This window comes from Staphylococcus pseudintermedius (assembly GCF_001792775.2).
GTDB lineage: Bacteria > Bacillota > Bacilli > Staphylococcales > Staphylococcaceae > Staphylococcus > Staphylococcus pseudintermedius.
On record NZ_MLGE02000005.1, the window covers coordinates 94,532 to 121,172 of the forward strand.

Annotated in this window: 26 protein-coding genes and 3 pseudogenes; 5 read left to right on the forward strand and 24 right to left on the reverse strand. The window is 36.7% G+C overall.

Annotated elements, in window-relative coordinates:
• Window positions 1–71: 71 nt before the first annotated feature.
• The 6 genes from BJK46_RS05585 to BJK46_RS05610 all read right to left on the reverse strand — a co-directional run bounded on the left by BJK46_RS05585 (window position 72) and on the right by BJK46_RS05610 (window position 5,139).
• Window positions 72–329: a hypothetical protein gene (locus tag BJK46_RS05585; protein ID WP_103263697.1), complete on the reverse strand. Its 258-nt coding sequence runs from the start codon at window positions 327–329 to the stop codon at window positions 72–74.
• The gene (locus tag BJK46_RS05590; RefSeq protein WP_063284861.1) at window positions 329–700 is read right to left on the reverse strand and encodes a hypothetical protein; all 372 of its coding nucleotides are present in this window, start codon (window positions 698–700) and stop codon (window positions 329–331) included. The genes BJK46_RS05585 and BJK46_RS05590 overlap by 1 nt, the downstream gene beginning before the upstream one ends.
• Window positions 669–1,814, reverse strand: coding sequence for a thiolase family protein (locus BJK46_RS05595; protein ID WP_065520696.1), 1,146 nt, complete (start codon window positions 1,812–1,814; stop codon window positions 669–671). Before BJK46_RS05595 ends, BJK46_RS05590 begins: the two co-directional genes overlap by 32 nt.
• Complete coding sequence (locus BJK46_RS05600) at window positions 1,811–3,160, reverse strand: AMP-binding protein (RefSeq protein WP_101457671.1); 1,350 nt, start codon at window positions 3,158–3,160, stop codon at window positions 1,811–1,813. Before BJK46_RS05600 ends, BJK46_RS05595 begins: the two co-directional genes overlap by 4 nt.
• Window positions 3,161–3,370: 210 nt before the next feature.
• Window positions 3,371–4,057, reverse strand: coding sequence for a 2,3-diphosphoglycerate-dependent phosphoglycerate mutase (locus tag BJK46_RS05605; RefSeq protein ID WP_014614710.1), 687 nt, complete (start codon window positions 4,055–4,057; stop codon window positions 3,371–3,373).
• A 617-nt stretch (window positions 4,058–4,674) separates the two neighbouring features.
• Window positions 4,675–5,139, reverse strand: coding sequence for an ATP-binding cassette domain-containing protein (locus BJK46_RS05610; RefSeq protein WP_225549901.1), 465 nt, complete (start codon window positions 5,137–5,139; stop codon window positions 4,675–4,677).
• Window positions 5,140–5,663: 524 nt separating this feature from the next.
• On the opposite strand from BJK46_RS05610, the gene BJK46_RS05615 reads away from it, so the two are divergent.
• The gene (locus BJK46_RS05615) at window positions 5,664–5,987 is read left to right on the forward strand and encodes an ATP-binding protein (protein ID WP_257784254.1); all 324 of its coding nucleotides are present in this window, start codon (window positions 5,664–5,666) and stop codon (window positions 5,985–5,987) included.
• A gap of 436 nt (window positions 5,988–6,423) precedes the next feature.
• Here the strand turns inward: BJK46_RS05615 and ltrA are convergent.
• The 16 genes and pseudogenes from ltrA to BJK46_RS05695 form a co-directional block, all read right to left on the reverse strand.
• Window positions 6,424–7,654 (reverse strand): annotated as a pseudogene (gene ltrA, locus BJK46_RS05620) (group II intron reverse transcriptase/maturase).
• Between the two features lie 576 nt (window positions 7,655–8,230).
• A complete protein-coding gene (locus tag BJK46_RS05625) occupies window positions 8,231–8,953 on the reverse strand; it encodes a peptide ABC transporter permease (protein ID WP_014614713.1) in 723 nt (240 codons plus the stop codon).
• Window positions 8,954–8,967: 14 nt separating this feature from the next.
• Window positions 8,968–9,603 carry an ATP-binding cassette domain-containing protein gene (locus BJK46_RS05630; RefSeq protein WP_014614714.1) on the reverse strand — a complete coding sequence of 212 codons (636 nt, stop codon included), beginning with the start codon at window positions 9,601–9,603 and terminating at the stop codon, window positions 8,968–8,970.
• A gap of 12 nt (window positions 9,604–9,615) precedes the next feature.
• On the reverse strand, window positions 9,616–10,383 hold the full coding sequence (locus BJK46_RS05635; RefSeq protein WP_014614715.1) for a zinc metalloprotease: 768 nt from the start codon (window positions 10,381–10,383) through the stop codon (window positions 9,616–9,618).
• Complete coding sequence (locus BJK46_RS05640; protein ID WP_014614716.1) at window positions 10,364–11,326, reverse strand: YydG family radical SAM peptide epimerase; 963 nt, start codon at window positions 11,324–11,326, stop codon at window positions 10,364–10,366. The genes BJK46_RS05635 and BJK46_RS05640 overlap by 20 nt, the downstream gene beginning before the upstream one ends.
• 55 nt (window positions 11,327–11,381) lie before the next feature.
• Window positions 11,382–11,546, reverse strand: coding sequence for an epipeptide YydF family RiPP (locus BJK46_RS05645; RefSeq protein WP_014614717.1), 165 nt, complete (start codon window positions 11,544–11,546; stop codon window positions 11,382–11,384).
• A gap of 704 nt (window positions 11,547–12,250) precedes the next feature.
• Window positions 12,251–12,475, reverse strand: a pseudogene (locus BJK46_RS12645) (IS3 family transposase); the annotation flags it as partial.
• A gap of 22 nt (window positions 12,476–12,497) precedes the next feature.
• Window positions 12,498–13,100 (reverse strand): annotated as a pseudogene (locus BJK46_RS05655) (IS3 family transposase); the annotation flags it as partial.
• A gap of 86 nt (window positions 13,101–13,186) precedes the next feature.
• Window positions 13,187–13,618 (reverse strand): HTH domain-containing protein, encoded by a 432-nt coding sequence (locus BJK46_RS05660; protein ID WP_041613294.1) that lies wholly within the window; start codon window positions 13,616–13,618, stop codon window positions 13,187–13,189.
• Between the two features lie 132 nt (window positions 13,619–13,750).
• On the reverse strand, window positions 13,751–14,608 hold the full coding sequence (locus tag BJK46_RS05665; protein WP_015728640.1) for an oxidoreductase: 858 nt from the start codon (window positions 14,606–14,608) through the stop codon (window positions 13,751–13,753).
• 504 nt (window positions 14,609–15,112) lie between these two features.
• A complete protein-coding gene (locus BJK46_RS05670; protein ID WP_014614720.1) occupies window positions 15,113–15,796 on the reverse strand; it encodes a flavin reductase family protein in 684 nt (227 codons plus the stop codon).
• A gap of 565 nt (window positions 15,797–16,361) precedes the next feature.
• Entirely contained in the window at window positions 16,362–16,910 is a 549-nt protein-coding gene (hxlB, locus tag BJK46_RS05675) for a 6-phospho-3-hexuloisomerase (protein ID WP_063278637.1), read from the reverse strand.
• Between the two features lies 1 nt (window position 16,911).
• Entirely contained in the window at window positions 16,912–17,550 is a 639-nt protein-coding gene (hxlA, locus tag BJK46_RS05680; protein ID WP_014614722.1) for a 3-hexulose-6-phosphate synthase, read from the reverse strand.
• Window positions 17,551–17,647: 97 nt separating this feature from the next.
• Entirely contained in the window at window positions 17,648–18,382 is a 735-nt protein-coding gene (gene nagB, locus BJK46_RS05685) for a glucosamine-6-phosphate deaminase (protein ID WP_014614723.1), read from the reverse strand.
• Window positions 18,383–18,387: 5 nt separating this feature from the next.
• Window positions 18,388–19,062: an N-acetylmannosamine-6-phosphate 2-epimerase gene (locus tag BJK46_RS05690; protein WP_014614724.1), complete on the reverse strand. Its 675-nt coding sequence runs from the start codon at window positions 19,060–19,062 to the stop codon at window positions 18,388–18,390.
• Window positions 19,063–20,601: a PTS transporter subunit EIIC gene (locus BJK46_RS05695; RefSeq protein WP_063278638.1), complete on the reverse strand. Its 1,539-nt coding sequence runs from the start codon at window positions 20,599–20,601 to the stop codon at window positions 19,063–19,065. It lies immediately after the preceding gene.
• 119 nt (window positions 20,602–20,720) lie between these two features.
• Between BJK46_RS05695 and BJK46_RS05700 the strand changes: the two genes are divergently transcribed.
• The 4 genes from BJK46_RS05700 (at window position 20,721) to folE2 (ending at window position 23,625) form a co-directional block, all read left to right on the forward strand.
• Window positions 20,721–21,560: a MurR/RpiR family transcriptional regulator gene (locus tag BJK46_RS05700; protein ID WP_063278639.1), complete on the forward strand. Its 840-nt coding sequence runs from the start codon at window positions 20,721–20,723 to the stop codon at window positions 21,558–21,560.
• Between the two features lie 85 nt (window positions 21,561–21,645).
• Window positions 21,646–22,005 (forward strand): YojF family protein, encoded by a 360-nt coding sequence (locus tag BJK46_RS05705; RefSeq protein WP_014614727.1) that lies wholly within the window; start codon window positions 21,646–21,648, stop codon window positions 22,003–22,005.
• An 18-nt stretch (window positions 22,006–22,023) separates the two neighbouring features.
• Window positions 22,024–22,701 carry a bacillithiol biosynthesis deacetylase BshB2 gene (gene bshB2 / locus BJK46_RS05710; protein WP_041613367.1) on the forward strand — a complete coding sequence of 226 codons (678 nt, stop codon included), beginning with the start codon at window positions 22,024–22,026 and terminating at the stop codon, window positions 22,699–22,701.
• Between the two features lie 45 nt (window positions 22,702–22,746).
• On the forward strand, window positions 22,747–23,625 hold the full coding sequence (gene folE2 / locus BJK46_RS05715) for a GTP cyclohydrolase FolE2 (RefSeq protein WP_014614729.1): 879 nt from the start codon (window positions 22,747–22,749) through the stop codon (window positions 23,623–23,625).
• Between the two features lie 157 nt (window positions 23,626–23,782).
• Here folE2 and BJK46_RS05720 read toward each other — a convergent pair whose 3' ends face one another.
• The gene (locus tag BJK46_RS05720; protein WP_065354609.1) at window positions 23,783–24,445 is read right to left on the reverse strand and encodes an ATP-binding cassette domain-containing protein; all 663 of its coding nucleotides are present in this window, start codon (window positions 24,443–24,445) and stop codon (window positions 23,783–23,785) included.
• A complete protein-coding gene (locus BJK46_RS05725) occupies window positions 24,445–26,640 on the reverse strand; it encodes an amino acid ABC transporter permease (RefSeq protein WP_065354610.1) in 2,196 nt (731 codons plus the stop codon). The genes BJK46_RS05720 and BJK46_RS05725 overlap by 1 nt, the downstream gene beginning before the upstream one ends.
• Window position 26,641 lies beyond the last annotated feature (1 nt).

Genomic DNA, 26,641 nt, shown 5'->3' on the forward strand with positions numbered 1-26,641 from the left:
GCTCCGTTATCTCGTTCACATTATGATACATCAAGGTTATTTTTTCGAGATTGGGCAATTCCCTTGCTCTCCTAGGACGCTTTTACTTCTATCACGATTTTCAGTTGTTCATCTATTCCCGACACTTGAATTTGCATGTTGTCACACTGCCAAGTGACCTGTTCATCAACCCCAATAGTATTTTTATAACGTACCGCTATCGGTTCAACTCCAGCCTCGACACATACATATTGGACGACGAGTTGGCCTGGGACAATATCCGTATGTATCGGATTCGTGTCATTCACCAGTGCTAAATAGTGCTGCACGTCTTCTGTTGAAAAACACATCATGACACCCTCCGACTGACAAAAGTTTGTATGATTCGACAATGGCATGTATCACCTTGATCGAATGATAATGCCATTTGATAACGTTGAAATGACTTGATTTGTTGGACTTTTAATACGGCCATTGTCACTTGATAATGCTCGCCTACTTTTAAAGGGTAATGTGTTTCAATTTCTGTAGCTACGAGTCGAATTGCTGTTTCTTTAAATGGTCGAAATAGCGAAAAAAGTGGCCATACGCGTGCAGTCATTAATAAAGGGACGGTGGTCGTCTGTGGCATATTAAAAAATTGTTGATAACGCTGGACTGCACTTTTGTCGAAACAGTAAGCTTTAACTTCACGGTCGCCAACGTTCAAAAAGTGCTGCATTGCCCATGCCCCCTCCAATGCCCATTGTCGCAATGGTACTTTGTGCATCTTTCATGTAAAACAGACGGGTCACTAACATCGCACCACTCGCACTATACGGATGACCGATCGCAATCGCACCACCGTAACGATTCAATTGCGCCTCTTGAATGTTCAACGCACGTGCAGACGCTAACACTTGCGCGCTAAAAGCTTCATTCAATTCTACGGCATCAATTTGGTCTATCGTCCGTTGTTGTCGTTCTAAAATGCGCTGCACTGCGGGTACAGGACCGATGCCTAATACATGTGGATCCACCCCTTCAACCGCATAATCCATAAACATCAGACCTTCCGACATACCGAGTTCGCGTGCTTTTTGTTCAGACATGACGACAACTAGACAGGCGCCGTCGTGTTTGAGACAACAATTACCGACTGTCACTGTCCCACCTTCATGTAATGGCTTTAACCGTGCAATCCGCTCATACTGAAGATGCGGCTTAACACTTTCATCTTGTATCATTTGCTGACCTTTCACTATTAATGGCAATATTTCAGCTGACATCGCACCTGTCGCAATCGCTTTACTTGCACGATGATGGCTTTGAACCGCAAAACGATCTTGGTCTTCACGTGACACATCATACTGTTTTGCCACGTTGTCTGCCGCTTCAATCATAGTCGGATCTTGACCTACTGGCGCAAATGGCGCACGCTCATAAAATGTCGGAGGTGTCGTTGGATACAGTGATGTCGGCTTTTCCATTTTCCAAGGTGCACGACTCGTACTTTCGACACCCCCTGCAATATAAAAGTCTCCTGCACCGCTTTCAACGAGTCGACTCGCCAAATGAATTGCTTCAAGGCCCGAACCGCATTGACGATCAACCGTGAGACCTGGAACAGACACATCTATCCCTGCCTCGAGCAAACTTTTTCGCGCAATATTGCCCCCTTTACCGACAATATTACCGAGAATGACGTCATCTAAATCATTGAGTGAACAAGATAAAGTCGCTTCAAAATGTTCGAATAACGGTTTCAGTAGATGCTCCGGCTCCCATTTTTGAAGTTGACCGCCATACACGCCAATTGGTGTCCGTTTTGCTGCAACAATGACTGCTTTCGTCATTGATAATCACCCCTTTCATAGCAAGTTTGTGCCATTTTTCTCGAAACTTTCCCACTCTCAGTATATGGTAATGTTGCGACGTAAATAAATTTTGACGGTATTTCATATCTCGATACACGTGATGACAACCAGTGCCGTACCGCTTGAATGTCCAACTGTTCCGGACCCGTATAAAGGGCAATCGCTAACTCACCTAGCTTATCATGTGGAAGTCGTACAATGACCACATCTACAATTTCGGGCCTTTGCTTGAGGTGTTGTTCAATCACAGCAGGATACACATTCTTCCCACCAATAATCAAGCGGTCTTGTACACGCCCTTTTAAATACAGCACATCATTCTCGATACGAGCGTAATCACCTGTCGCTATCCATTCATTAACGGAGGCCTCACCGAGATAACCTGAAAATGTCATCGGGCTTTTCACAAACAATTGTCCTATTCCGGCATCATCTCGTTCACGTAATGTCACTGTCACATTTGGAAATAGACGCCCCACAGAATCGAGTGGTGCAGTTTGATTACGATTGACACTAATAAAGCTCGCTTCCGACGTGCCGAAAAACTCATCAATCGCGCTTTCAGGAAATATCTTTTTGAGTTGTGTGTGACGACTGGCGGGCAATTTGTCTCCAGAAATAAAAATGTGACGTATCCACTGTGACTGTTCTCCTAAATGGATTCCATCGTACACCATTGTAGGTACGATAAACAATGCACACGTTTGTTGAAGTTCTGCAACATATACCAAACTTTTTGCCATATCATAGCGATCTTGCCCGATAAACGTTTTGCCATTCCATAACGCATAAATCAGCACATACAACGTTAACGAATGAGCATACGGACCGAGTGCCATATACGTCTGTGTAGAGGCATCGAGCAACGTATCATTCACTTCAAATGAAGCAATCCATGACGGTAAATCCCTCATAAACCCTTTCGGTAAACCTGTCGTACCTGACGTAAACCCAATATGTAAGCATTGCGGAATCATTGGCGCTTTATGTGCGGGTTCGTGTGAAGTAGATGTCAATCCTTCATCTCCCCATACATAAGGCATACGGTGTAACTTAATGAGCGCATCCCGTTGTTCCGTTGACCATTGCGGTCCGAGCACACACGGCACACCTTGACGTACGAGGGCCGCTAAATAAGCTACGATAAAGTCCAACGTTTGGGTATGCGTCAACATTACATTTTGATGCGATATATTCGTGGGCAATGCTTCACTTTCCTTTTGCACATCTCGCCACAACGTTTCATAGGTGAGCGTCACATCGTCCATCCTAATCGCAATATGTTCCGGTCTTTCTACGGCATATGTTTCAAGTCGCTTTAACAATTCCAAACTTCATCACACTACTTTTACAATTTTTCTTTATTTTAACATAGCGTGCACTTTCCACATATGTGGATTTCATTTTGTCCCTCCATCTTTCATATGTGGTCATCATGCAAAATTTAATGTGATGCCAACTCATCCATATTGATGCATTTCCATGTGAAAAGGCCGGGTCATCGTGAAATGCCCAGCCTTAAAATAATACAGTTGTTATAAATAATATTTGTCAATAACTTTTAAATCATCTGTCAATTCGTAAATCAGTGGCGCACCTGTTTTAATTTCATAGCCGACGATATCTTCATCTGATACGCCTTCTAAATATTTAATCAAAGCACGTAATGAGTTTCCATGGGCCGCTACAAGTACTGTTTTATCAGCTAATAATTCTTGAGAAATTTGGTCGTTCCAATATGGGATGACACGCACCAAAGTATCTTTCAAACTTTCAGATTCAGGCATCACGCGTCTATCTAATAATTCGTATTTGCGATCTTTTAAATAGCGCTCGCGTTGTGCTTCATCTTGTGCTGGCGGAGGTGTATCGTAAGAACGTCTCCAAATATGGACTTGTTCTTCACCAAATTGCTGACGTGCTTCATCTTTATTTAATCCTTGTAAACCACCGTAATGACGTTCATTTAAACGCCACGATTTAACAACGGGTACGTAGAGTTGATCAGACTCATTTAATAAATGAAACGTGGTCTTAATCGCACGCTTTAATAACGAGGTAAATGCAATATCAATATGAATGTCTTGTTCTTTCAATTTTTTTCCTGATGTGATGGCTTCGTTGTGACCTTGTTCGGATAAATCGACGTCTGCCCATCCTGTAAATAAGTTTTCAGCATTCCAGACGCTTTGTCCGTGTCTACATAAAATAAGTTTTGGCATGTTTTACCTTCTTTCTATATCGTGAACGCCAGTGTCGCAACATTTGTTGATCAAAAAAGACGTTCACGTACTCATATTGTACCAACAAATGCGCTTACTTTATTTTATAAATTGATTATAACAAGTTTTTTATGCTTTTTCATGATTCCAACATGATAAAATTTGAATATATTAAGTCATTTGCTCGAAATCGGATATAAAACTTTTCGGTCATCTGAATTGATATATTTCAATCAAGCCCTCCCCATTGATATCCATTTTTTAAATTTTACAATTGCCATCCTGGGCTTGCTTTCCTAGGGGACTTGCCTCAACTAAATTCGGCAGGATTGAAGTACACATTTGTAAGAAGCCGAATTGGATTTTCGGCTGCGTCTGATCCCTCAGGAGTCTCCCCCATTTTAGCAATTGAATATCGAATATTGTGAATCAATGATGGTCAAACATTTGATTATGAAGAGAACGAAAATTATCAAAAATTTTAATCCTGTATCATCTGACTTGATTTTATGGTTCAATATAACTGTTTTCAATTTTCATAGCAAAGCAGAAAAAATAGTAATGTTCCATTCTCATAGATATCCCCCTGTTTTCAAAAAGAATAGAGGCCTATCTCCCTATTCTTCATCACGTACCAATTGAATGGTTTTAGAAGCGATTGTTTCTACAAAATGTGCATTATGATCAATCCCAATCATGGTCGGTCGCGCATTGGCCAACATGTCAATCAGTTGGTCCACAACATAAAAGTCTAAGTAATTAGTCACTTCATCCCACATCAACAAACTACTTTGCTGAATTAGCGAATGGGCAATCAACACTTTTTTCTTTTCACCATCACTCCAGCCTTCCGTTTGTCGTGCCGTGAATTTTTTCTTTTCGACTCCTAATTGATAAAGTAAATGTAGAAACTTCTCCTTTTGAGGTTGTGGCAAAGTTTGAAACCATTGATTGTGATCATCTTGATACACATATTTTTGATCGACCACTGACGTCTTTTCAGGTAAATGAATGTCATACTCTCCCACAATATCATACTGTTCCGGATGTTGTATAAAGTTGAATAACATTGATTTCCCCACACCATTTTCCTACATTTTTTATTTTCTAAATTATATAATCATGTCTTAACTCAATATTTGAACAGAGGTTGTTTAATTGAGACATGATATATACGAAAGAGTGTTATTTTACAATTAAAAGAATAAAACCAAATGATGCTGAACTGGGTAGACATTATCATTGCGACCCCAGAACAGTTAAAAAATATTACGAAGCTGGAAAAGAAAATGAGTTAGAAAAAAAGCAAGGAAAACGAGAGCAACAAAATTAGAACCTTATAAAACGCTCATAGACGAAAAATTAGAGTTAGGTTGTATGGCTATGGCGATTAATAAATAGATTTCTAAAAAAGGATATGAAGGCAAGTATACGATTCTGAGAGAATATTGTAAGAATAAGAAAGAAAAGGAATTTAAAAAGCAATTATACGGGTAGAAACACACCCCGGTATAGCTGCTCAAGTAGACTGGAAAGAAGATATGGTCATGCGTGATAAATTTGGCAAACGTTATCAATTCAATATCTTTCTTTACGTTTATATAATATATGGTTCTTAGGCAATAGGGGTACCGATAAGACCCATCTAGCAATATCGCTAGGCATAGAAGTCTGTAAACAAAATATCAAAACTCGATTCTATACTTTTAAAGAATTAATTGAACTCTTAACCACTTCAGAGGAGAAAGGACTAACCAATAAAACTTTAAAACAATTAAACAGAATTGAACTACTTATTATTGATGAGATAGGCTATACACCCATTTCAAAAGAACAGGCAGACCTCTTCTATCAATTGATGTCACTAAGATATGAAATGAAATCCACGATCATAACGACGAATATCCCCTTTTCTAGTTGGGGAGATTAATTTAGGAACAAAATAGCGTCAGCAACCATTATTGATAAACTCATTCATCATTCAAAAATATTTAAAATTACAGAGGCTTCCTAACGACTTAAAGTCTATAAAAGTAAAAAAGTTTAAATATATGTCATCGTTCTTAAACCGCTAAAAACCGACATTTTCAAACCGCTATTGACACTGTTGACGAACAAAAAAGAACTTTATATTTTTCAGCAAGAACATATGACGAATCATAAAGTATCGATGTTCTTACTACTAGTACTGTAACAAACTTATTCCATCAAGATAACAAGCATACTCGGCAAAATCGAGTAGGAGATTAGTCATTAATTGACTATTCGTCCTCTCACACCACCGAGCGTACGGTTCCGTACTCGGCGGTTCAATATCTTGCGTAAGCCAACTCTGCAAGCTGGGCTAACGGTATTAATCCCCACTTTTAGAGTTATTTTGTTGTAAGTGCACGATGAACCTCGTGCGTATTCGATAATCGCCAATATTTTTTTGCGAGACTGTGCGATTTTCATTGCACTTCTATGGTCAAGCCCATATTGACGCAACATCTTATATTTAGTTCTAACTCTTTTCCACCGTTTAAGAATGAGTTGTCTAAGCCGGCGGTTCAACCAAGATTGCGTGGTTTCAATAAATCCTCTGATAAAACCTCTACCAAAGTCATTTATCCAACCTCGCGTCACTTGGTTAATTTCAATGATAATGTCTTTAAAGGTACCGGGTCTATTTCGTTTCGTTATTTTCCTTAAGGTGCGTATTAAATTTCTTTTTGCTTCCATAGTCGGTCTGAAACGACAAACCCCATTGACCTTGGTTATTAGACAACTCAAGAACTTTAAACGTGTGACTGCTCCTACTTTACTTTTCTCTTCATTGACAACCAACTTCAATTGCTTTTCAATGAATTTCGTTACACTCGTCATCACGCGTTCACCTGCACGTTTTGTGCGTACAAAGATGACAAAGTCATCGGCATACCGTACAAAACGATGTCCGCGCTTTTCGAGTTCTTTATCCAGTTCATGTAGATAGATATTACATAGTAAGGGAGAGATAACGCCCCCTTGTGGTGCACCTATCTTTCTTTCTGTGACTTCGCCAGATAGGTCAATGGCACCGACTTGTAAACTTCTACGGATAAATGTGGAAATTGACTTATCTTGAACATGGCGTTCGAACAAATACATGAGCTTATCATGATTCAACATGTCAAAGCACTGTTTCAAATCACAATCCACAGCTATTTTATAGCCTTCTTCGTAGTAGTCAGCACATTGCTTAAGTGCTGTTCCTGTGCTACGATGAGGTCTGAAACCATGGCTATGATTTGAGAATGTTCGGTCGATGCCTGGTTCAATCACTTGTCTAATGGCTTGTTGTATGACTCTGTCTCTAGCGACAGGAATACCAAGCACACGCATTTTCCCGTTTGGTTTGGGAATTTGAACTTTTCGAACTGCTTGAGGTTGATATGAACCATCAAGCAGTTTTTTCGTTATCTGTGAAAAGTACTGCGCAAAGTGAGCATGGAGTTCACTGACTTTCATGCCGTCAATTCCAGGAGCGCCTTTATTTTTCTTAACCTTTTTGATAGCCTTTTCTATATTTTCAGGTCTTACAACAAGCTCCATCAGTGATGGAGACTTACGATACATTTCTTTCATTTCACCTAAGATTTACTGTACACACTTATGTATTCTTTTTCGTTCCACTACTTATCCTTCCATAAGTTGCCGGTTAACACCGTATTCTGTACGTCGTAAATCTATAACCTCCAATCTTTACTTTGTATTGAATATTGTTCAGTCCTTCGGTACATTTTCCCTACTATGACTTCTGCTGACTTCTCATCCTTCGTTGTTACTACGGTAGAGATACCGTTGATGAGACCTCCCCGGGTAAGGTGTAACCTCTTTCCACTCATGTCACCGCATCATTTACTATATAGAACTCGGGTAGTATCGGACTTCATCTTGTATAGCAGATTCATTCATTCTACATAGCCTTAGTATGATGTTTCTGTTCGTCAGTACGAGTGTTTGCGTCCGACTTCCTTCAGATTCCACTTCGCAATGGACACCTTTGTCTTTCACTAACAGTTCCTACTACCAAGCCTGTAACGAACTTACACCGTCAAGATGTTACCCATGCCGGGCGCACTTAAAAAAGCGATGTACTTTCACTCATGAAGTAAATCGCTTTTTGAGATTATGTAATTATAGACCAAAAGTTTATAACCCTAGTTTTAGCCATCTCTTTTTAGATAATCCCAATACAATAAAATTAACAATAAATACAAAAGTGAAAAATAGTGCGATAGTTAATACATCATGGAGATTAATTGTCGGAATCTCACCATTAAGCACTTTTTCTACAGATACATACATCGAATTACTAGCTTCAAATGGTGCTAAAAACCCAAACATTTCTTTATTGATAGCTACCAAAATGATAGAAGCAATCCAATAAACAATACTTAATCCAATACTTATTAATACATTTGGAGAAACAATACTTATAGTACCTACTACTAATATATATTGCAGAACTACAAGTAAAAACATAATTATTAAGAAAAAATAATGGGAGAAGTCTGAAAAAACCATAGAGATAATGGTAATACCTACAACTATAATCGCTAAAGATTCTAAAAATAATATGGACGCTTTTTTATAGAAAAAGGAATATATATTTTCTTTTATGAGTTTGTAGAACAACAAACTTTTATTTGAATATTCCTTGTTTATAAAATAAGAAATAATAAACGAGAATAGTAAAAATCCGAATTCGGTTAAAACCGTGTAGGCGCTAAAAAAATATTTAGGGTAATCCAAATTTGTTACTTTATCTATGCCTACTGGTAAAAAATAGCCTAATAAAAATGAAAATACAAATAGTATACTTAAAGTCATTAAAATTTTGTTTGAAATACTTTTTTTAAACTCTAACTTCAAAATTTACACCTCTTTTATAAATTTATATAATCATCAATTAATTGATCTTTAGAATTATACTCTTCAATCTTTTGATTTTTAAATATAAAATATTTACCTGGTAAGCTACTAAGATCTGATAAATCATGAGTAATATTTACTACAGTTTTAGATGGATGTTCTTTTATAAAATCATTCAAGAAAATATAAATTTCATTAACTGTCTTCTTATCTAAAGCATTAGTGATTTCATCTAGTATAATAAGTGAGTTGTCTTCTAATAAAAAACTTAAAAATTTAAGCTTTTGCTTTTGTCCATCACTTAGATTTTTTATCAACACTTTAGAAGGAATGTCATTAATGTTAAGAATTTCACTAATTTTAGAAAATGTCTTTTGAGCACCTGGAAACCTTGCTTTCAATAAATTCAATAGAAATTCTTTTGTTATATCATGAGGAACATTAGATGAACTTGAAATTAAAGTAACACCTTTATTAATTGACTTTGGAATACTACCACTATTATTTAATATAAAGTCTTTTGCTAACTGTGATTTTCCCACTCCATTTTTCCCTACAATATGGTTAATTTCTCCAGAGTAGAATTTTAAGTTACAATTATTAATTAATTCCTTCCCTTTAACCTTCAAAGAATAATCAACGATTTCCAATGTTTACAACTCCTATATACTAATATTTTTAATCCAATAAAAAACCCAATGAATTATAGTATTTAAAGCAATAACTACCCCAATAGTTTGAAAAATTAAAATTAACCAATGGTTTTTAGTGAAATTATTAAATTCATCTAAGGATAATGCAACCATCATAATTTTGTATCCATCTGAATTCAATATGGGGACCAAATTCCATAATAATGTTGAAGAAAAAAACATATATGCAACCGTTAAAGCATAACTATCAATTATTAATATATTCATTAATTGAAGTAAATTAATCGATATAATATTAATAAACAATCCGAATGAATGAACAATTATTTTGTCAATTTTAGATAACATGTATGTCTCATTCATTTGAACATAGAAGGACGGAAAAACATAAAAGTTTAACCTAAATCCAAATTTATCTATTTTACGACCGAAGAATTTTAATGAATAAATATGCCCTAATTCATGTAAGAAAACACTAACCAAAAAATATAAAATCAAAACCACTGTAACTTCATTTTCAAAAATAATAATGATATTTTTTTGCAAATATAATGTGTAAAGAATATTTGTTATAATTATAATAACACTAAGTAACATATATGTAAAAAATAAAAAACAATTTACTTTTTCAGGATAACTGTTGAATTTTTTTAACATTTTTTCGTCAATAGAATTCATATTATTCCTATAATAAGAATTAGTTTTTTTATCCTTTATAAACACATGGTTCTGTATTAATATCTCATATTCCTTATCTTCATACTTCAATGGTTTCATAATAGTAGGCTTCCATAAATGGTTTAAAAAATTTAATTTTTTCTTCAGTGCTAAATAAGCTACCACATATGCTACAAACAGATGGGAAATCTGTTGGGATATCAAATTGATGTAACATATTCTCTTCTCTTAGTATATCTAAAAACCAATTAAATCCTTCTTTTCTAATAATATACAATAATAAATTAGAGTTCAGCTTTTCTACAGTTCTTGTTAAAGTTTGGTTTTTATTTTCTCTAAGAGTAATCGGAGTTTCAAAAATAGCTGGTGAGCAACAAGGATAAATTTCTCCATCGTGGTGATAGACTATTTCAAAGCCTGGACAATAAAGCACTTCTCTATCTTTATTTATATTGTAAAAATTATGTATATTTTCTTTTGATATTTTGTCTTTGGCAGCACCCACAGAAATCATCGGAAATTTAGTAATTTTCGCCCCCAATATTGAACTCCCTAACTCCCTTAAAATATTATCTGACATTTTATCTTTTGTGACTGCCATATTAAGTGACACTTGTATTTCTGGGTATTTCATTCTATATTCAAATATATTTTTTATACTTTTGAGTTTAACAAATGGTGAATGATATTCATCATAACTTATGGTTAAAGCTACTACATTATATTTGTAAAAATCTGAAAAGTATTTTTCCAAAAGCTTTCTGCTATTCCCCCAAAAACCATTAGAAATAAGAGTTACTTTTTTATTATAGTTTTTTGTAATTTTCAGCAGTTCTTCTAAGAATTCATAATTTAAAAATATTTCTCCACCTGTAAAAGAAATAACCTCCACATTAGAATCTTTAGCAAATTCTAATACAGTTTCTCTAATATAAAAATCTTCCATTTTAATTGTAGATTTTGGTGAACAAGAAAAACAACAATGATCACAAGTAGCATTACACTTTGAGGTTAGATTTATAGAGACACTTTTATCATACATAATTAATTCTCCCCCTAAAAAACTAAACGGAGAGATAGCTCTCCGCTTATTTGAATTAATGCCCACTGCCCACAATCCAACGATTTGATTGTGATTTAACAAAGTACCATAAATCATTAACTTTAGCTAATTTTTCAGAATCATTAACTAGTTTTTTGAATTCCAAATCTTTCATCGTATTCTCTTTAGTACTTTTGTAACTGTTAATTTCTTTTTTCATTTCCACTCACCTCCCATTTAAATCTATCTCTATTTTACTCCGCTTATTTGTTTTTTTCAATTAAATTAAAGATATTTTTTAAAAAATTCAAAATGTTTTCAAATATAAGTCCCAGAGTACATTAGCTTTAATTTTAAAAATCAAAAATTGTTTGAATGGTACAATACAATTGAGATTCCACTAGAACTCGTTAATTGATAAACTTACAATAAAAACAAGTTGTTCAAGTTAAAGTGCCCCACATGTCAAGGACACTTTAAAAGAAGGTAATTAACTTAATAATTAACTCCCACTATGATTGACATAGGAGGAGTTAAGGCAATGTGAGCCTATACTCAAAACTAAGAGTATGGACTTTTGCTTTAAAATTATAACTATGGAAATTATGAGTTTTAGTGAGTTTTGTATGGCACATGAGAATAGAAGGGTACCTAACTGGATGATTCGAGATTTTAATGGTTTGAATGATACAAATCTTTGGGATTACTATGAGTCATATAATTCCCTTAGATTGATATGTTTATCTGAAAGTTACTTACATGATGCCCTGAAGTTTGTGTTGAAGGATAACTCTAATGACCTTATTTATGACTTCTATGTCTTTCTAATGTTTGATGAAAGTGTGTGTGACATTGATTCAATTGTATTATCCGTAGAAATGAATAAACTCATTATTCAATATCACACTAAATTTGAGGCTGAGTTTAACTTCGATAGTGAGATATTGGGACCGCCGGGGGATTTTGATATTGAATCAATGGATAATCTCCCGTTTTAATGTACGTCTCAAATTGATTTGGAGATAACTTTGCCAGCCCTATTTGAAACCTATCAATGTTGTAGTAATCGATATAATCATCTATTAGTCGAACCAGATCTTGAAAAACATGAATGCCTTTGATGCTTTTGATTTCATCTTTCATATGACCAAAAAACGATTCTTGAGGTGCATTATCCCAACAGTTCCCTTTTTCTAGACATCGATTGTTTTAAACCACTTGCGCTAACTAATTCTTGAAATGATGTACATGTATAGTGAATTCCTTGGTCTGAGTGGATAATTAATTTTTTATTTTTTGATATATGGTGTTTCTTCATGAGTTTTGAAACCGTATTTAATACAATGTCTACTTTCAGACTCTCACTTAATTCATACGAAAGTATCTGATTTGTGTAAGCATCTTTTATAGTAGATAGGTATGCGATTTTGCCTTTTCCATAATATAAATATGTAATATCCGTAAGAAGAATTGTTTTTGGACCACCCATTTTGAAATGACGGTTAACTAAATTATCTTTAACACGTTGTTCATTAGAATACTTCATTGCTTGTTTATGCAGATTTGACTTTCTTATTGGGCATACTAAATTAAACTTTTTCATAAGTCTAATAATCTTTTTTCGATTCATGACAACGCCTTGGTGTAACAGGGTCATATGAATACTTCTTGAACCTTTAGAGTACCCTCGCTTATTAAACGCTGCTAGAATCAATTCAAAATCTTTTTCATCCTTTTTCTCACGCTCAATGCGCTTAGCGTTTCTCTTTTTCCACGCATAAAAACCTCATCTTGAAACTTGGACAATCTCACACAGCCAAGATATATTAAGTAAGTTATTGTCTCTTGAAATCAAGCTATCTATGAGTTCGAATTTTTCTTGCGCATAGCTTTTGAAGCACGGCGATTGATAGAATTCGTTTTTTTTAGCGCCTCTATTTGTTGATTCTGAAGTTGGATTTTATGTTTTAAATAGTTGTTTTCTTCTTCTAGTGTCATTTCTGATAATCTAGGTCTTCCAGAATTTTCTTTCCTCGTGTCTTGTAATCCTTCAGGTCGGTCTTTCATCATAAGTACGCGTTCTCTAAAGTTACTCATTCGTCTTCCTAAGATTTTCGTATTAAACCCAGCCTCTTTAAAGATTTGTGAAGGCGTCTTTCCATTTTCATATTCTTCAACAAAATGTTCTCTAAATTCTTCTGTATATGTGATTGCTTTAGGTGATACATTAAGCACGTATTTGTTGGATTTTAAATCTGCAATCTCATCTTCAGTAAATAAACGTTTACTCATCACTTTACACCTCTTAGTCAATGAAGTAGTTACTAAAATTATACATTAAAATAACCCTATAGACTGACTCTTTTTTAGTGTCTCATCTATAGGGGCCATTTTACTGCTACTACTACATTTTCCTGTGTCACTCTATCGCTGTCTGACTTCATTTTGATGCGCTAGCAAAGTATAGGTCGTTTCAATGTACGGAATATGAAGTTGATGCTTTTGACCTTGTCTATAAATATAACCTTGAATCGCTTCAACTTCTGTCACACGCTCATTCATCGTATCATAATACATGCTCGTCGCACTTTCATCAGAGAAAATACGATACGCCGCAATGACATCATCTACAAATGAATCTTCGTATGTAATCCCTTCTGCGTTAGCGACTTGCAAACCTTCTTTAAGCAAGTTTTTACATAATTCCAGCATACTATCGTCTTTTAACAGACGCGCTGTGTCTCGACTCAATGCAGTTAAAGTGTTCATGCCGAGGTTGAAAATCAATTTAAACCAAATCGCCTTCTCAATATTGTCTTCAAGTTCTAACGTGAGCGCTGTCGTTGAAATGACCGCTTTCAATTGTTCAGTAAACGCATCTTGCTTCAACTGAATGCGGTAATCTTTGTCATGTCTCACTTTATCCTCTTGCTTTTCACCGCTGATATATACGACCGCTTGATACGCATCATAGCCCTCTAATTTGGGAAGTAAGCCGCTACCATTTTGTGCTAAAATCACTTTCGATTGCGCGTGCGTGATTGTCTTCAGTTGTGGTAAAATCGTATCAATTTGATGGGTCTTCACCGCAATAAACACGACATCGAACGTCGTCGTTACAGATGACAATGCTTTGACAGGGATACTTTTGCGTTCTCCTGTGTCACGCTCTTCAAATGTCATGACTTTATCTTGTCTCCCTAACAATGTTACATCTAGCGTATCCAATGCCGAAGCGATTGCTGTTCCTACCGCACCGGGTCCAATGATGGCTATTTTCATCTCTATCATCCTTTCAATCGCAAAGTCTCAATGCATTTCTCATGCTTTTATACATAACTCAATATATTCTTTTTTTATTTATAAGTAAAGCGAGTTGATTGTATATTTAAATACAAAAAAGACCGGGACATGATACGTTTTCCCAGTCTTCCTTCAATGTAAAAATTTTAGTGCTTTTTTCACCACAGAAACTGAATAGCATACTTTTCTGCTACACGCTTTCTTTCGAGTTATAACAACGCTGACAATATACCTTTTCCAATGTCGCCCAAGATTTTAAGTTTGTGATACCTTGAAGTTCAGATACTTTGGTTTTAATCATAACTTCATCGTCCTTTGTTAACTTTTTTGTTACAATGGCTACATTTCAATTCAACTCAAAACATTGCTGTCCTCCTATGAAACTTTAGAATAAAACTTAAACATTCCTAAGATTTTTCATTATTTTGTTTAAATGTACCTGTAAGCATGCAACGACATCACTTAATGGTATCGGAGGCACGCTTATTCAGTTGTATTATCGAAATTACGTCCTTCGAGTCCTGCGAGTTCTTCTTTTGTTGCGGCTGGCGCTTTCATTTCAAAAATTTGATCCACTACTGTGTAATCATAATAACCGAGACGTGCAATCGGGCGAATAGACTTAATATCTAACTTCCCATTCTCCATAATCACTTTGTCATCGATGTGAACTTGCGCGACACGACCGATAACAATGTCCACTGTAGACACAGGATCTCCCGTTGGAATACGAATAGTTTGTACGTACTCGCATTCAAAATGGACCGGTGATTCTTTAACACGATATCCGGGTGCTTCAATACATGCTTCTTTCGTGACACCTGCAAACTCAAACTCGTCTTCTTCAGGTGGTAATGCCTTAGACGACAAGTTCACCGCTTCTCGCAAATCATACGTGGCCATATTCCAAACAAACCAACCTGTCTCTTCTGCATTCTTTACTGTATCTTTACGTTCATGCTTGCCGAGTACTGATTGATTCGCTGCAAACATGACCATGGGTGGATCCCAAGTTAAGTTTTGATACTGACTATAAGGTGCCAAATTATCTTTGCCATCTTTTGAAACCGTTGAAATCCAACCAATCGGACGCGGGACTGTACTACTCTTAAATGGATCGTGTGGCAAACCGTGACTTCTAACCCCTTGTTTTGGTGAATACTCCATCCTATTACCTCCTTCATCATTGCCTTTACTTTAATCTAACAAATGGTGTCATCCGTTGCTAATACATGTTTTCTATTTAATTATTAGGCAGTTCTATTAACAGAATCTGATGTACGTTGAACAGAACTGTTCCCTATCTCCACTTCTATTTCAAGTAAACATACTATTTGAATTTTAAATAACAGGATAAATACTTCTCTTGTTCTATACATAATAAAATTATCTGCTTTCTTTATTTAACAATACTCCCCTCAAAGCAGTTGTCCGATTAAGTATAAACAATTCAGTATATTTAATTTACTTTTTTATTTTTTTTAGGTACTATGAAAAAAAGGAGGAATTGATATGCATGTGATTATCCTTACACTTTGCTTACTCCCATTGGTTTTGGTTAATTTGTACTTTTATTTTAAGAAAAAGAAAGAAAAATCCTAGTTATAACGATTTTTTAAGTTCAAAAATTTTAAAGAAACATACTAAGATGAGCTGTTAAAAAAGCTAGTTCCTACAACCGTATTGTAGAAACTAGCTCTTTTTTACATATCATACGATTTTTACAATTGTACTATTCTAAATTCGCATGATTATTTTGCATCGTTGTCTCATCGACATCCCATGCGGTCATGAAGTCTAACACGACACCATCTAACATCAACTGTGCACTTTGTTCAAACAAGCTGCCGAGTGGTTGTTCAGAACCTTCAGCCTGATATTTCGTGCCAGCTGGTAGGATGAGTGTCACGTTTGCCAATTCACCGATTTTAGAATCCGTTGCTGTCGTAACCAATGCAATCGTCGCGCCGACTTCATGCGCTTTATCGGCTAACAGTTTTAAATGTGTTGTCGAACCTGAGCCCGAAATGACAATGAGCACATCCCCTTTTTGAATGGACGGTGTCGTCGCTTCTCCAACGACGTGCGCCTTTTTACCAAGTTGATTCAAACGCATCGCAAAACCATTCGCGACGAATCCTGAACGGCCCTTACCTGTCACGAATACCGCTTCTGCATCAGATACAACTTGTTCGAATTGCGCTATCGCTTGGTCATCCACTTGTGATAACGTCTGTGCAATCTCACGGCGAATCCGTTCAAGCTGTTGTTGAATGGCCATGTTATTTACCTTCAATCGCTTCTCGGATTTGTTTAGCCGCTTCACGTGGATCGTCAGCATTTGCGATACCGCCACCGACGATAATTAAATCCGGGCCTTCATCCGCAACTTCTTTAACTGTTTCTGGTTTAATTCCACCAGCGACAGCAATTTTTGCATTTTTGATGACCGACTTTACTTTTCTTAAGCTTTCTAAAGGTGATTGCCCTTCAGCTTGTAAGTCATAACCGATATGCACGGCGATATAGTCTGCACCTAATGCGTCAATTTCTTTCGCACGTTTTTCTAAATCTTGAACAGCAATTAAGTCGACAAGTAATTCTTTACCATGTTTGTGTGCTTCTTCCACCGCATTTTTGATGGATGCATCTTCAGCCACACCTAAAATTGTGACAACATCCGCGCCAAATTTCACTGCTTGGCTCACTTCATAGTCTGCCGCGTCCATAATTTTTAAGTCAGCTAATACTTTGACATCTTCATCTTTCACGTTCTCTTTTAAATGCTGCACAGCTGGTAAGCCTTCATTAATGACGATAGGTGTTCCGATTTCAACAATATCGACATAGTCCGTTACTTTTTTCGCAAGTTCTGCTGCATCTTCTTTATTTAATAAATCAATGGCTAATTGTAATTCCATGATTTCATCAATCCTCCGTCATGTTTTGTCTCTTACAACTCGTGCTATACCCTTTAGAAAAGAGATTAAACATGTCGGATTTATAGTTCAACGCGACTTAATTGTCAATTTCAGGCATTGCTGCATCATCTACATACACTTCTACATGGGGATGACGATGTAAAATCGTCGCTGGCACATCCGTAGTCACTTCTTGGCTCATTAAATGACGAATCGCTTCACGTTTTTGCTCACCAAACGCTAACAAAATGATACGTTTCGCTTTCATAATAGAACTTAATCCCATTGAAATGGCTTGTTTTGGTACATCATCAATCGAATCAAAATAACGACTATTCGCTTTAATTGTGCTTTCAGTTAAATCGACACAATGCGTTAAACTTTCAAACGGTGTCCCTGGTTCATTAAAACCAATATGACCGTTTTGACCGATGCCTAAAATTTGAATATCTAACGGACCGCCTTCTTCTAATAGCGCTTCATAACGTTGAGATTCCGCTTCAATATCTGATGCTTCACCATTTGGCACGTGAATATTTTCAGCAGTAAAATGAGGATACGCGCCAAATAAAACATGTTTCATATATTGGCAATAGCTTTCCTCATGATCTGACGCTAAGCCGACATACTCATCTAGATTAAATGTTTCCACTTGAGACACGTCGAGTTGGTTTTTTTGAAGTAATTCCACTAAATAGTCATACACTTTAACCATTGTGCCACCCGTCGCTAATCCTAAACGACTGTCTTTTTGATATAACATTTGTTTAAATAATTCGCTCGCAACGTAAAATGATGCATTCGCTTCACGACCTAAATTAATGATCTTCATTATGCTTATTCCTCCTCAATCATTTTCACGAAACGTTTCGTAATATCACGTGGTCTCGTAATGGCACCACCAACAACTGCAGCATACACACCTAAATCCATGACTGTTTTTAACATTTCAGGCGTAATCACATTCCCTTCAGCGATAACTTTTTGCGATACATTCGCTAGCACGTCTTTTAAAAACGCAAAATCATTGGCGTATAACACTTGACCTGTCGTTTGCTCTGTATAGCCATGTAACGTCGTACCAATATAATCAAAGCCGAGACGTTCTGCATTTTGCGCTTCTTCTACCGTCGCAATGTCTGCCATAATTTCAACATCCGGCGCTGCTTTACGGATATATTGTACTAAAGTTTCTAAATCTTCAGCAGGACGTTCACGTAATGTCGCATCCATCGCAATCACTTCACATCCGCTTTCAATAAGTTCATCTACTTCTTTTTGTGTCGCAGTAATAAATACGGAAGAGTTGTCATAGTCTCGCTTCACAATACCGATGACTGGCAAATCCACCTCTTTTTTAATCGCTAAAATATCTGCTTTCGTATTCGCTCTAATCCCAACAGCGCCCCCTTGCTTTGCAGCTAACGCCATTTTCCCCATAATGAATGATGAATGGAGTGGCTCATCTGGTAACGCTTGGCAAGATACGATTAATCCTTGTGTTAAATTCATCTAATGACTCCCTTCTAATTGTTCTTCTACTTCATTTTTAATGGTCGAAACGTGAGGTCCATAGACAATTTGGACGCCGTTTCCTTTCGTAATGATTCCTTTAGGTTCAGTACCTTGAATCAAGCTTTCATTTACTTTTTGTGTATCTTTTAACGTGACTCTCAGGCGTGTCGCACAGCAATCGACTATTTCGATATTTTCATGTCCACCTAAACCTTGAATAATGGTTGTCGCACGTTCATTTGTTTGTACGCTTTGTTGCGTTGTCTCATCTTCACGCCCCGGTGTTTTAAAGTTAAACATTTGAATTAACATTCTAAAAATCACATAGTAAAGTGCGAACCAGACGAGACCGATTGGAATAATCCATAAATAATTCGTTTTCGCTTGGCCTTGTAAAACACCAAACAAGATAAAATCTATAAAACCACCGCTAAACGTCTGCCCAACCGTAATGTTAAAAATATCTGCCATCATAAACGCTAAACCATCTAATAATGCATGAACAACGTAAAGTAATGGGGCAACAAATAAAAAGCTAAACTCTAACGGCTCCGTAATACCTGTTAAAAAAGACGTTAAAGCTGCAGATAACATTAAACCACCGACCACTTTTTTGCGCTCAGGTTTTGCTGTATGATATATCGCGAGTGCCGCACCTAGCAGTCCAAACATCATTGTAATAAAACGCCCTGACATATAACGCGAAACGCCTTCATAATAATGTGCCGTTGCAGGGTCACCTAATTGTGCAAAAAAGATATTTTGCGTCCCTTGAATCAGTTTGCCATTCAATTCGAGTGAACCTCCGAGCGCGGTTTGCCAAAATGGAAGATAAAAAATGTGATGCAATCCGAAAGGCCCTAGCATTCTCAATATGAAACCATATAGGAACGTACCAATGACGCCTGTTTGCTTCACAATTTGACCTGCTCCCATAATCGCATGTTGAAATAACGGCCAAATAAAGAACATCACTAAACCTAATACAATAGATGCAAAAGCTGTCACAATTGGAATAAAGCGCGAGCCCCCAAAGAAGCCTAAAAACTGCGGTAATGTGATTTTGTAGTATTGATTATGGAGCATTGCCGTTATGATACCCACAATGATCCCCCCAAACACACCTGTCTCTACAGTTTGAATACCTAAAACCATCCCTTGCCCAGCCTTAGCGAGTTGGTCAGGCGCCTCCACCTGTTCTGTAATCGTTAAAAGGCCGCTCATCGTTGCGTTCATAATTAAAAAGCCCAACATCGCAGCTAACCCAGCAGTACCCTTATCTGCTCGTGCCAAACCGACTGCAACACCTATCGCAAACAATACTGACAAGTTTTGAAACACAATACTGCCAGCCGTCCGCATTAATATAAACAAATGTTGCAACAATGGAATATTTAAAAATGGATACGCTTCGATAGTGTTCGGATTACTCAGTGCGCCTCCAATACCGAGTAATAATCCTGCTGCCGGTAAAATCGCAATCGGTAACATAAAGGACTTCCCAAATTGCTGCGCTTTATCAAATAATGTATTCAATCTTGTCCCCCTCTTCTTCCCTGTTCACTCTCAATATATCACTAAGAAAATTTCCGTCAACAAAATACGTTGTTTTGGAAATTATTTTCAAATATACTGAGTTTAAAAGGAGGATGACGATGAAAATTGAAAATCGTATTCAACAAAATCAACATCATTTCACAAAAGTCGACCAGCAAATCGCTCAATTCATTTTGTCGGTAGATGATCATACGGACTTAGGTGCAATTAATCAGTTAGCGGATGCGATTGGTGTGTCACCTTCTAGTATTACACGCTTTGCACATAAATTAAATTATGATAGCTTCCAATCGTTTCGTTTCGCCATCCAACACGAACTGCAAACGGAACCGATTCACAATAGTCCTTCCATTCAAATTTTGCATCAACATTATCGCGCCATCATGGATCACACGGGTGAATTTCTCATTGAAGATGATTTGATGTACCTCGTCAACACGATTGAACAGAGTGATAAAATCATTTTTATCGGTATTGGTAGTTCTGGATTAAGCGCGCAAGAATTGTACTTTCGCACGTCGAGAATGGGCTTCAACACGCTCGCTATTACGGATGCGCATTTAATGACAGTCATTGGGCACATGTGTCATGGCAATACTACGATTGTCGCTTTTACGAATAGTGGCGCAACGAAGGAAATTATGGATAGTTTAAGTCATGGTCGTGAAAACGGGGCGACTGTGATAGCCATTTCTCATTTTCGGACACCTGCACTGGAACAACATTGCCATCGCATCATTATGACCGCTGATCGCAATCAAACACATGATGCTTACTTTATTAATTCTCAACTCGCCAATCACTTTATTATTGATTTATTGAGTTATCATTTACTACAAAATGAAGAACGCTTAGCCCATTTTACGTCGAGTTATGAACAACTGTTAGCGAAAAGAACGCACACGACTTATTCGACGCATGATTTTCGCCGTCTATAAGATTAAACTGAGCAGAGCTATATTAATTTTGAGTTATTTTTAGTAAAATAGATAGATAATCATAATCAGGAAGGCAGTGAATCTTTTGCAACCGATTACAGAAGAAGCCGTACAAGCACTACTCGACGAATACGCAAATCAACCTGTCTATCTGCACGTTGAAACGACAAATGGCGCTTATGCCAATCACTTTGATCAACGTGTGTTCAACGCAGGTACTTTTTTAAGAAATATCCAAGTCACTTACCAACATGCACAACTTAAAGGGGGACATAAAGATCCTTACCGTGTAGGACTGAAGCTTGGCGAACATAGCTGGGTATATGTTCAAGGTTTAACGCATTATGAAGTGACTGAAGATGGGATGTTTTTATTGGCAGGATTCAATTATGAAGGACAACTTGCGGCAGCACTTGAAATGAGCCACAAGCCTTTTAAAGCATAGAAAGGAGTATTGATGATTATGACAACTGAACACCATATCCTTGTCATCTTCCCACACCCGGACGATGAGACATTTTCTTCAGCAGGTACGCTTGCACGTTATATCGATGAAGGTGTGCCCGTAACTTATGCATGTCTGACACTCGGACAAATGGGACGTAATCTTGGGAACCCGCCTTTCGCTACACGTGAATCACTGCCAGACATTCGCGAACGTGAACTCGACGACGCCATGAAAGCAATCGGTATTACAGATTTACGTAAAATGGGCTTACGTGATAAAACTGTGGAATTTGAACCCGCGGAAGAAATGGATGCGATGGTGCAATCACTTATCGATGAAACACAACCTTCCACGATCATTTCATTTTATCCCGGTTATGCCGTCCATCCTGATCATGAAGCAACAGCAGAAGCGGTCGTGAGAACTGTTGGTCGTATGGATGTTGCGCGTCGTCCAAAACTTCAATTAGTCGCATTTAGTAATGATGCCGTTGAACAGTTGGGCGAACCTGATATCGTCAATGACATTTCAGCTTATCAAGACCGTAAATATGCCGCATTCGAAGCACATCGTTCACAAACGGGACCTTTCTTGGAGCAACTTGCCAACCCACAAGGTGACGTTTCTGGTGCGCCAAAAGATGCTGCAAACTTTTTAACAACCGAAACATTTTGGACTTATTCATTTAAATAAATAACGTATTGCACATGCATGTGACATTTTAGTGGAGGAAGATACATGACTGAATTCGATTTATCGACACGTGAAGGTCGTTGGAAACATTTTGGTTCAGTAGATCCTGTCAAAGGAACAAAACCAACAACAAAAGATGAAATGACCGACCTTCAAAGTACACACAAGAATTTTTTGTTTGAAATAGAAGAAGTAGGAATTAAAAATCTCGTGTACCCTGTATGGATTGATCAATATCAAACCGCTGGGAACTTTAGCTTTTCAACAAGCTTGAATAAAGACGAAAAAGGCATTAATATGAGCCGGATTTTAGAATCTGTAGAAGCAGAATATGACAACGGGATTCGTCTGGAATTTGACGCATTAACACAATTATTAAATCAGTTGAAAAGTCGCATGAAGCAACATAGTGCCGGTGTGGATGTTAGTGGTAAGTGGTTCTTTAATCGCTATAGCCCGGTTACACAAATAAAAGCAGTAGGTCACGCTGATGTGACTTATGGTTTCGCGCTAGAAAATGATGTAGTGTCTCGTAAAGAAATCACCATTGAAGCAGCTGTTACCACGCTATGCCCTTGTTCAAAGGAAATCAGTGAGTATTCTGCACATAACCAACGTGGCATCATTACAGTGAAAGTGTATCTCGATAAAACGGCAACACTTCCAGAAGATTATAAGGAAGTTATTTTAGATGCAATGGAAGCCAATGCAAGCTCTATGTTGTATCCAATTTTAAAACGTCCGGATGAAAAGCGCGTGACAGAACGTGCTTATGAGAATCCGCGTTTTGTGGAAGATTTAATTCGTTTAATTGCGGCAGATTTAGTCGAAGTCTCTTGGTTAGAAGGCTTTGATATTGAATGTCGTAATGAAGAATCAATTCATCAACATGATGCATTTGCGAAATTGAAATATCGAAAATAACGGGATGGACTAAAAAAATTTAATTATTTTTTAGTCATTAATGAACCATAAAACCATGACAAAGACTGGGAAAGCTAATGTCCCAGTCTTTTCCTTTTTGAATCAGTACAATAAACTTGCTTCTATTGTTGAATACGGAAAATCAGTTTATTCACGACTAACTCACTTTCTCATTCAATGCATTAAGATCTATTAAACGGTCAGCTTGTTTAGCCTGCTCAATATTATGTGTGACAAGTACAATGGTCTTATTATCAGTATCCCGCAACTCTCGTATGAACTCAAAAGCGATGTCAGCGAGTTTTGGATCAAGCGCACCAGTCGGCTCATCTGCTAAAATGATGTCACCTGGTTTTAAAATTGTTCTTGCTACCGCTACACGTTGTTGCTCGCCACCCGATAAAGTATTGATTTTGTCATTCAATAATGTATCAATTTCAAGTTTCTGTAACACTTGCTGAATTTTGTCTAGCTTCTCTTTCTTGCTGATTTTGACATACTCCAACGCAAGTAATAAGTTGTCTTTTACAGTCATATCAGAAATGAGCGCATAGGATTGAAATAAATAGTTAATCGTATGTCTTCTCAATTTTGTCGCTGTAGCTGAGTTAATCTTAGGAATCGCCTGGTTGTAAATTTTGACTTCACCCATTTCTATCGTCTCTAGAAGCCCTATCATATTGAGCAATGTCGACTTCCCACAACCCGATTTCCCAACAATTGCAACAAATTCTCCTTGATGTATATCAAGTGAAAAATCACGGATAATTGTTCTACTTCCAAATTTCTTCGTTATATGATTGATTTCAATTGCTTTCATTATGATTTCTCCTTAATTGTAAGAAGTAATTGTTTAATATCATTACGCGACATATATAGGTAAAAAATGAGTAACTGAATCGCACCGTAAATTGTAATAGAAACAATCCCTGATTTTGACGGCCAGAATAAAACGACAAGCATATCAATCGCCCAAATACTTAAAATCAAAATCATCGGAAGGCTGTACATTTTAAAGAAACTGAAGCCTAAAAATTTTGAAATATAAAGACGTTCATAATGTGTTAATCGATACACATAAGCCAATGATATGAGTAAAAGAATGGATAGCAATAATGCACCAACGATAAAACTACCAAACCAAACGATGGTTTCTGCTAAGTCTTTTTGAAGTCCATCAATAAAGACTTGAATAGGGACAAATTTCAGTTCATTGTCTGCCAAATGATATTGTTCCAAGTAGCTTTTCGTAGTATAGTTTTCTGCTGTCTTTCGATCCTTAAACTTGATATAACTATTCAAATCATTACTTCTCAAACTTTCTGATTGCAAGTCATTCATATTTTCTGGTGTAATGATATAAATAATCGGATCTTTTACCATCACTTCGTCATTCGGGGTATTGTTCCAACTAAATATTTTTTGTTGAAAATGGTAAGTTATAAATTTAAAACGATTTTCCTGATTATATGCAGTCGGAATATCATTTTCATTTCGTTCAGTTGACTCACTTTCTTTAATCCATTGTTCAAATTTTTCTTTCTGCTGTTTCGTATAACTATCAGGAATTAAAAACACTTTTGTACCACTCTCAGCATTATCGATATATTGCTGTGCTACATTGAGGTGAATATTCTTTAAATAATTAGGTGAAAATGTCATATACCAAAATGCTTTTTCTGGCACATTTTCATAAATCGCTTGCTCTCGATAATATTCAAGCAAGTCTTTATCAAAATATTCAGAATGCGCAATGAATACGTTAGCATCTTTCACGATAGATTGATACCAATGATAAATATCGCGATCTAGCGCATTAGATTTTCCAGCTATGGTCGAAAGATCTTCCCCTGTTTGCATATCTTTTAATGTATAGTAATTAGAAACATTTTCCCATTGTTTCGCAATCCGAAAATTTTGTACGACCTCTTTGATTGGTTCATCTAAACGGACACTACCGAATACGAGTAAAATACTTAGAAGTACATAACCTAATGCGCCCATGCCATAGAGTGTACGGTGAGGCACTTTCCCTTTAATTGCATCTACCGGTTTCATTGAGAACACAGTCAACACCGCTATGCCAGTCATGAAGAGTGTGAGTGTTAAATTGATGACGCCACCTAAAAAGAAATAAGACAGAACTTTTAATGTTATCGAATGCCAGCCACTCACATACCATAAAATAACTGCAAAAACAGGAATAATCAGGATTGAAAACACCACAAATTGACGCAACACTTTATTCGCAACTGCCCATTTTGACCACCCTAAAAGCGTTAAATGCCCTAAATTTTTAAGGTTCGCAACTGTAACAGCAATAAATAATATAAACACTGCTAACATCGTCATGATTAATAAACATGACAATACAACAGTGACTGTATTGTCCATTTTAGCAACGCCGCCATTAATCGTGGTCAAAGCCGTTTCAGATTGATGCGTCACTACAGACAAAGCTTTGATCAACTGTTTGAATTGTTGTTCTGAACCATAAACTGTGTATGAGCCATTAATACTTTTTGTCGTATGAATATAAGACTGCAAATCGACAATAGAATGCCTTTTAGCAAAATATGGCGTATTGAATTCTTTAATGTTATGAATAGAACCATTAAAATCTCCAATCGTTGCTTTTTCATTTTTACTATTTAATAATTTTACTATATCCTGTTGTGACATGATTGTATGATCATACAGTTGAATTTCTGGAAATTGTTCCGCTTTACCTGTTAAACCAATCAATTCATGATTTGTCTCTTCATCAACCGTCGATGTCAAAATCAATAGTTCAGGAAACTGTTTTAATACATCCATGACATCTTCTTTTTGCTCGATGGTGATACGGTTTAAATAAAACTGATGCTGATTAGCCGAATTTTGTACCTCGTCCCATTTTTCATCATACCATTCATCCAAACGAAAAGTTGTCATCATCAGAATAATGATGGCTTGTATAGCAACTAATGCAAAGATGAGATACCGTATCTTTCCTACTAATTGTATATTTTTCATT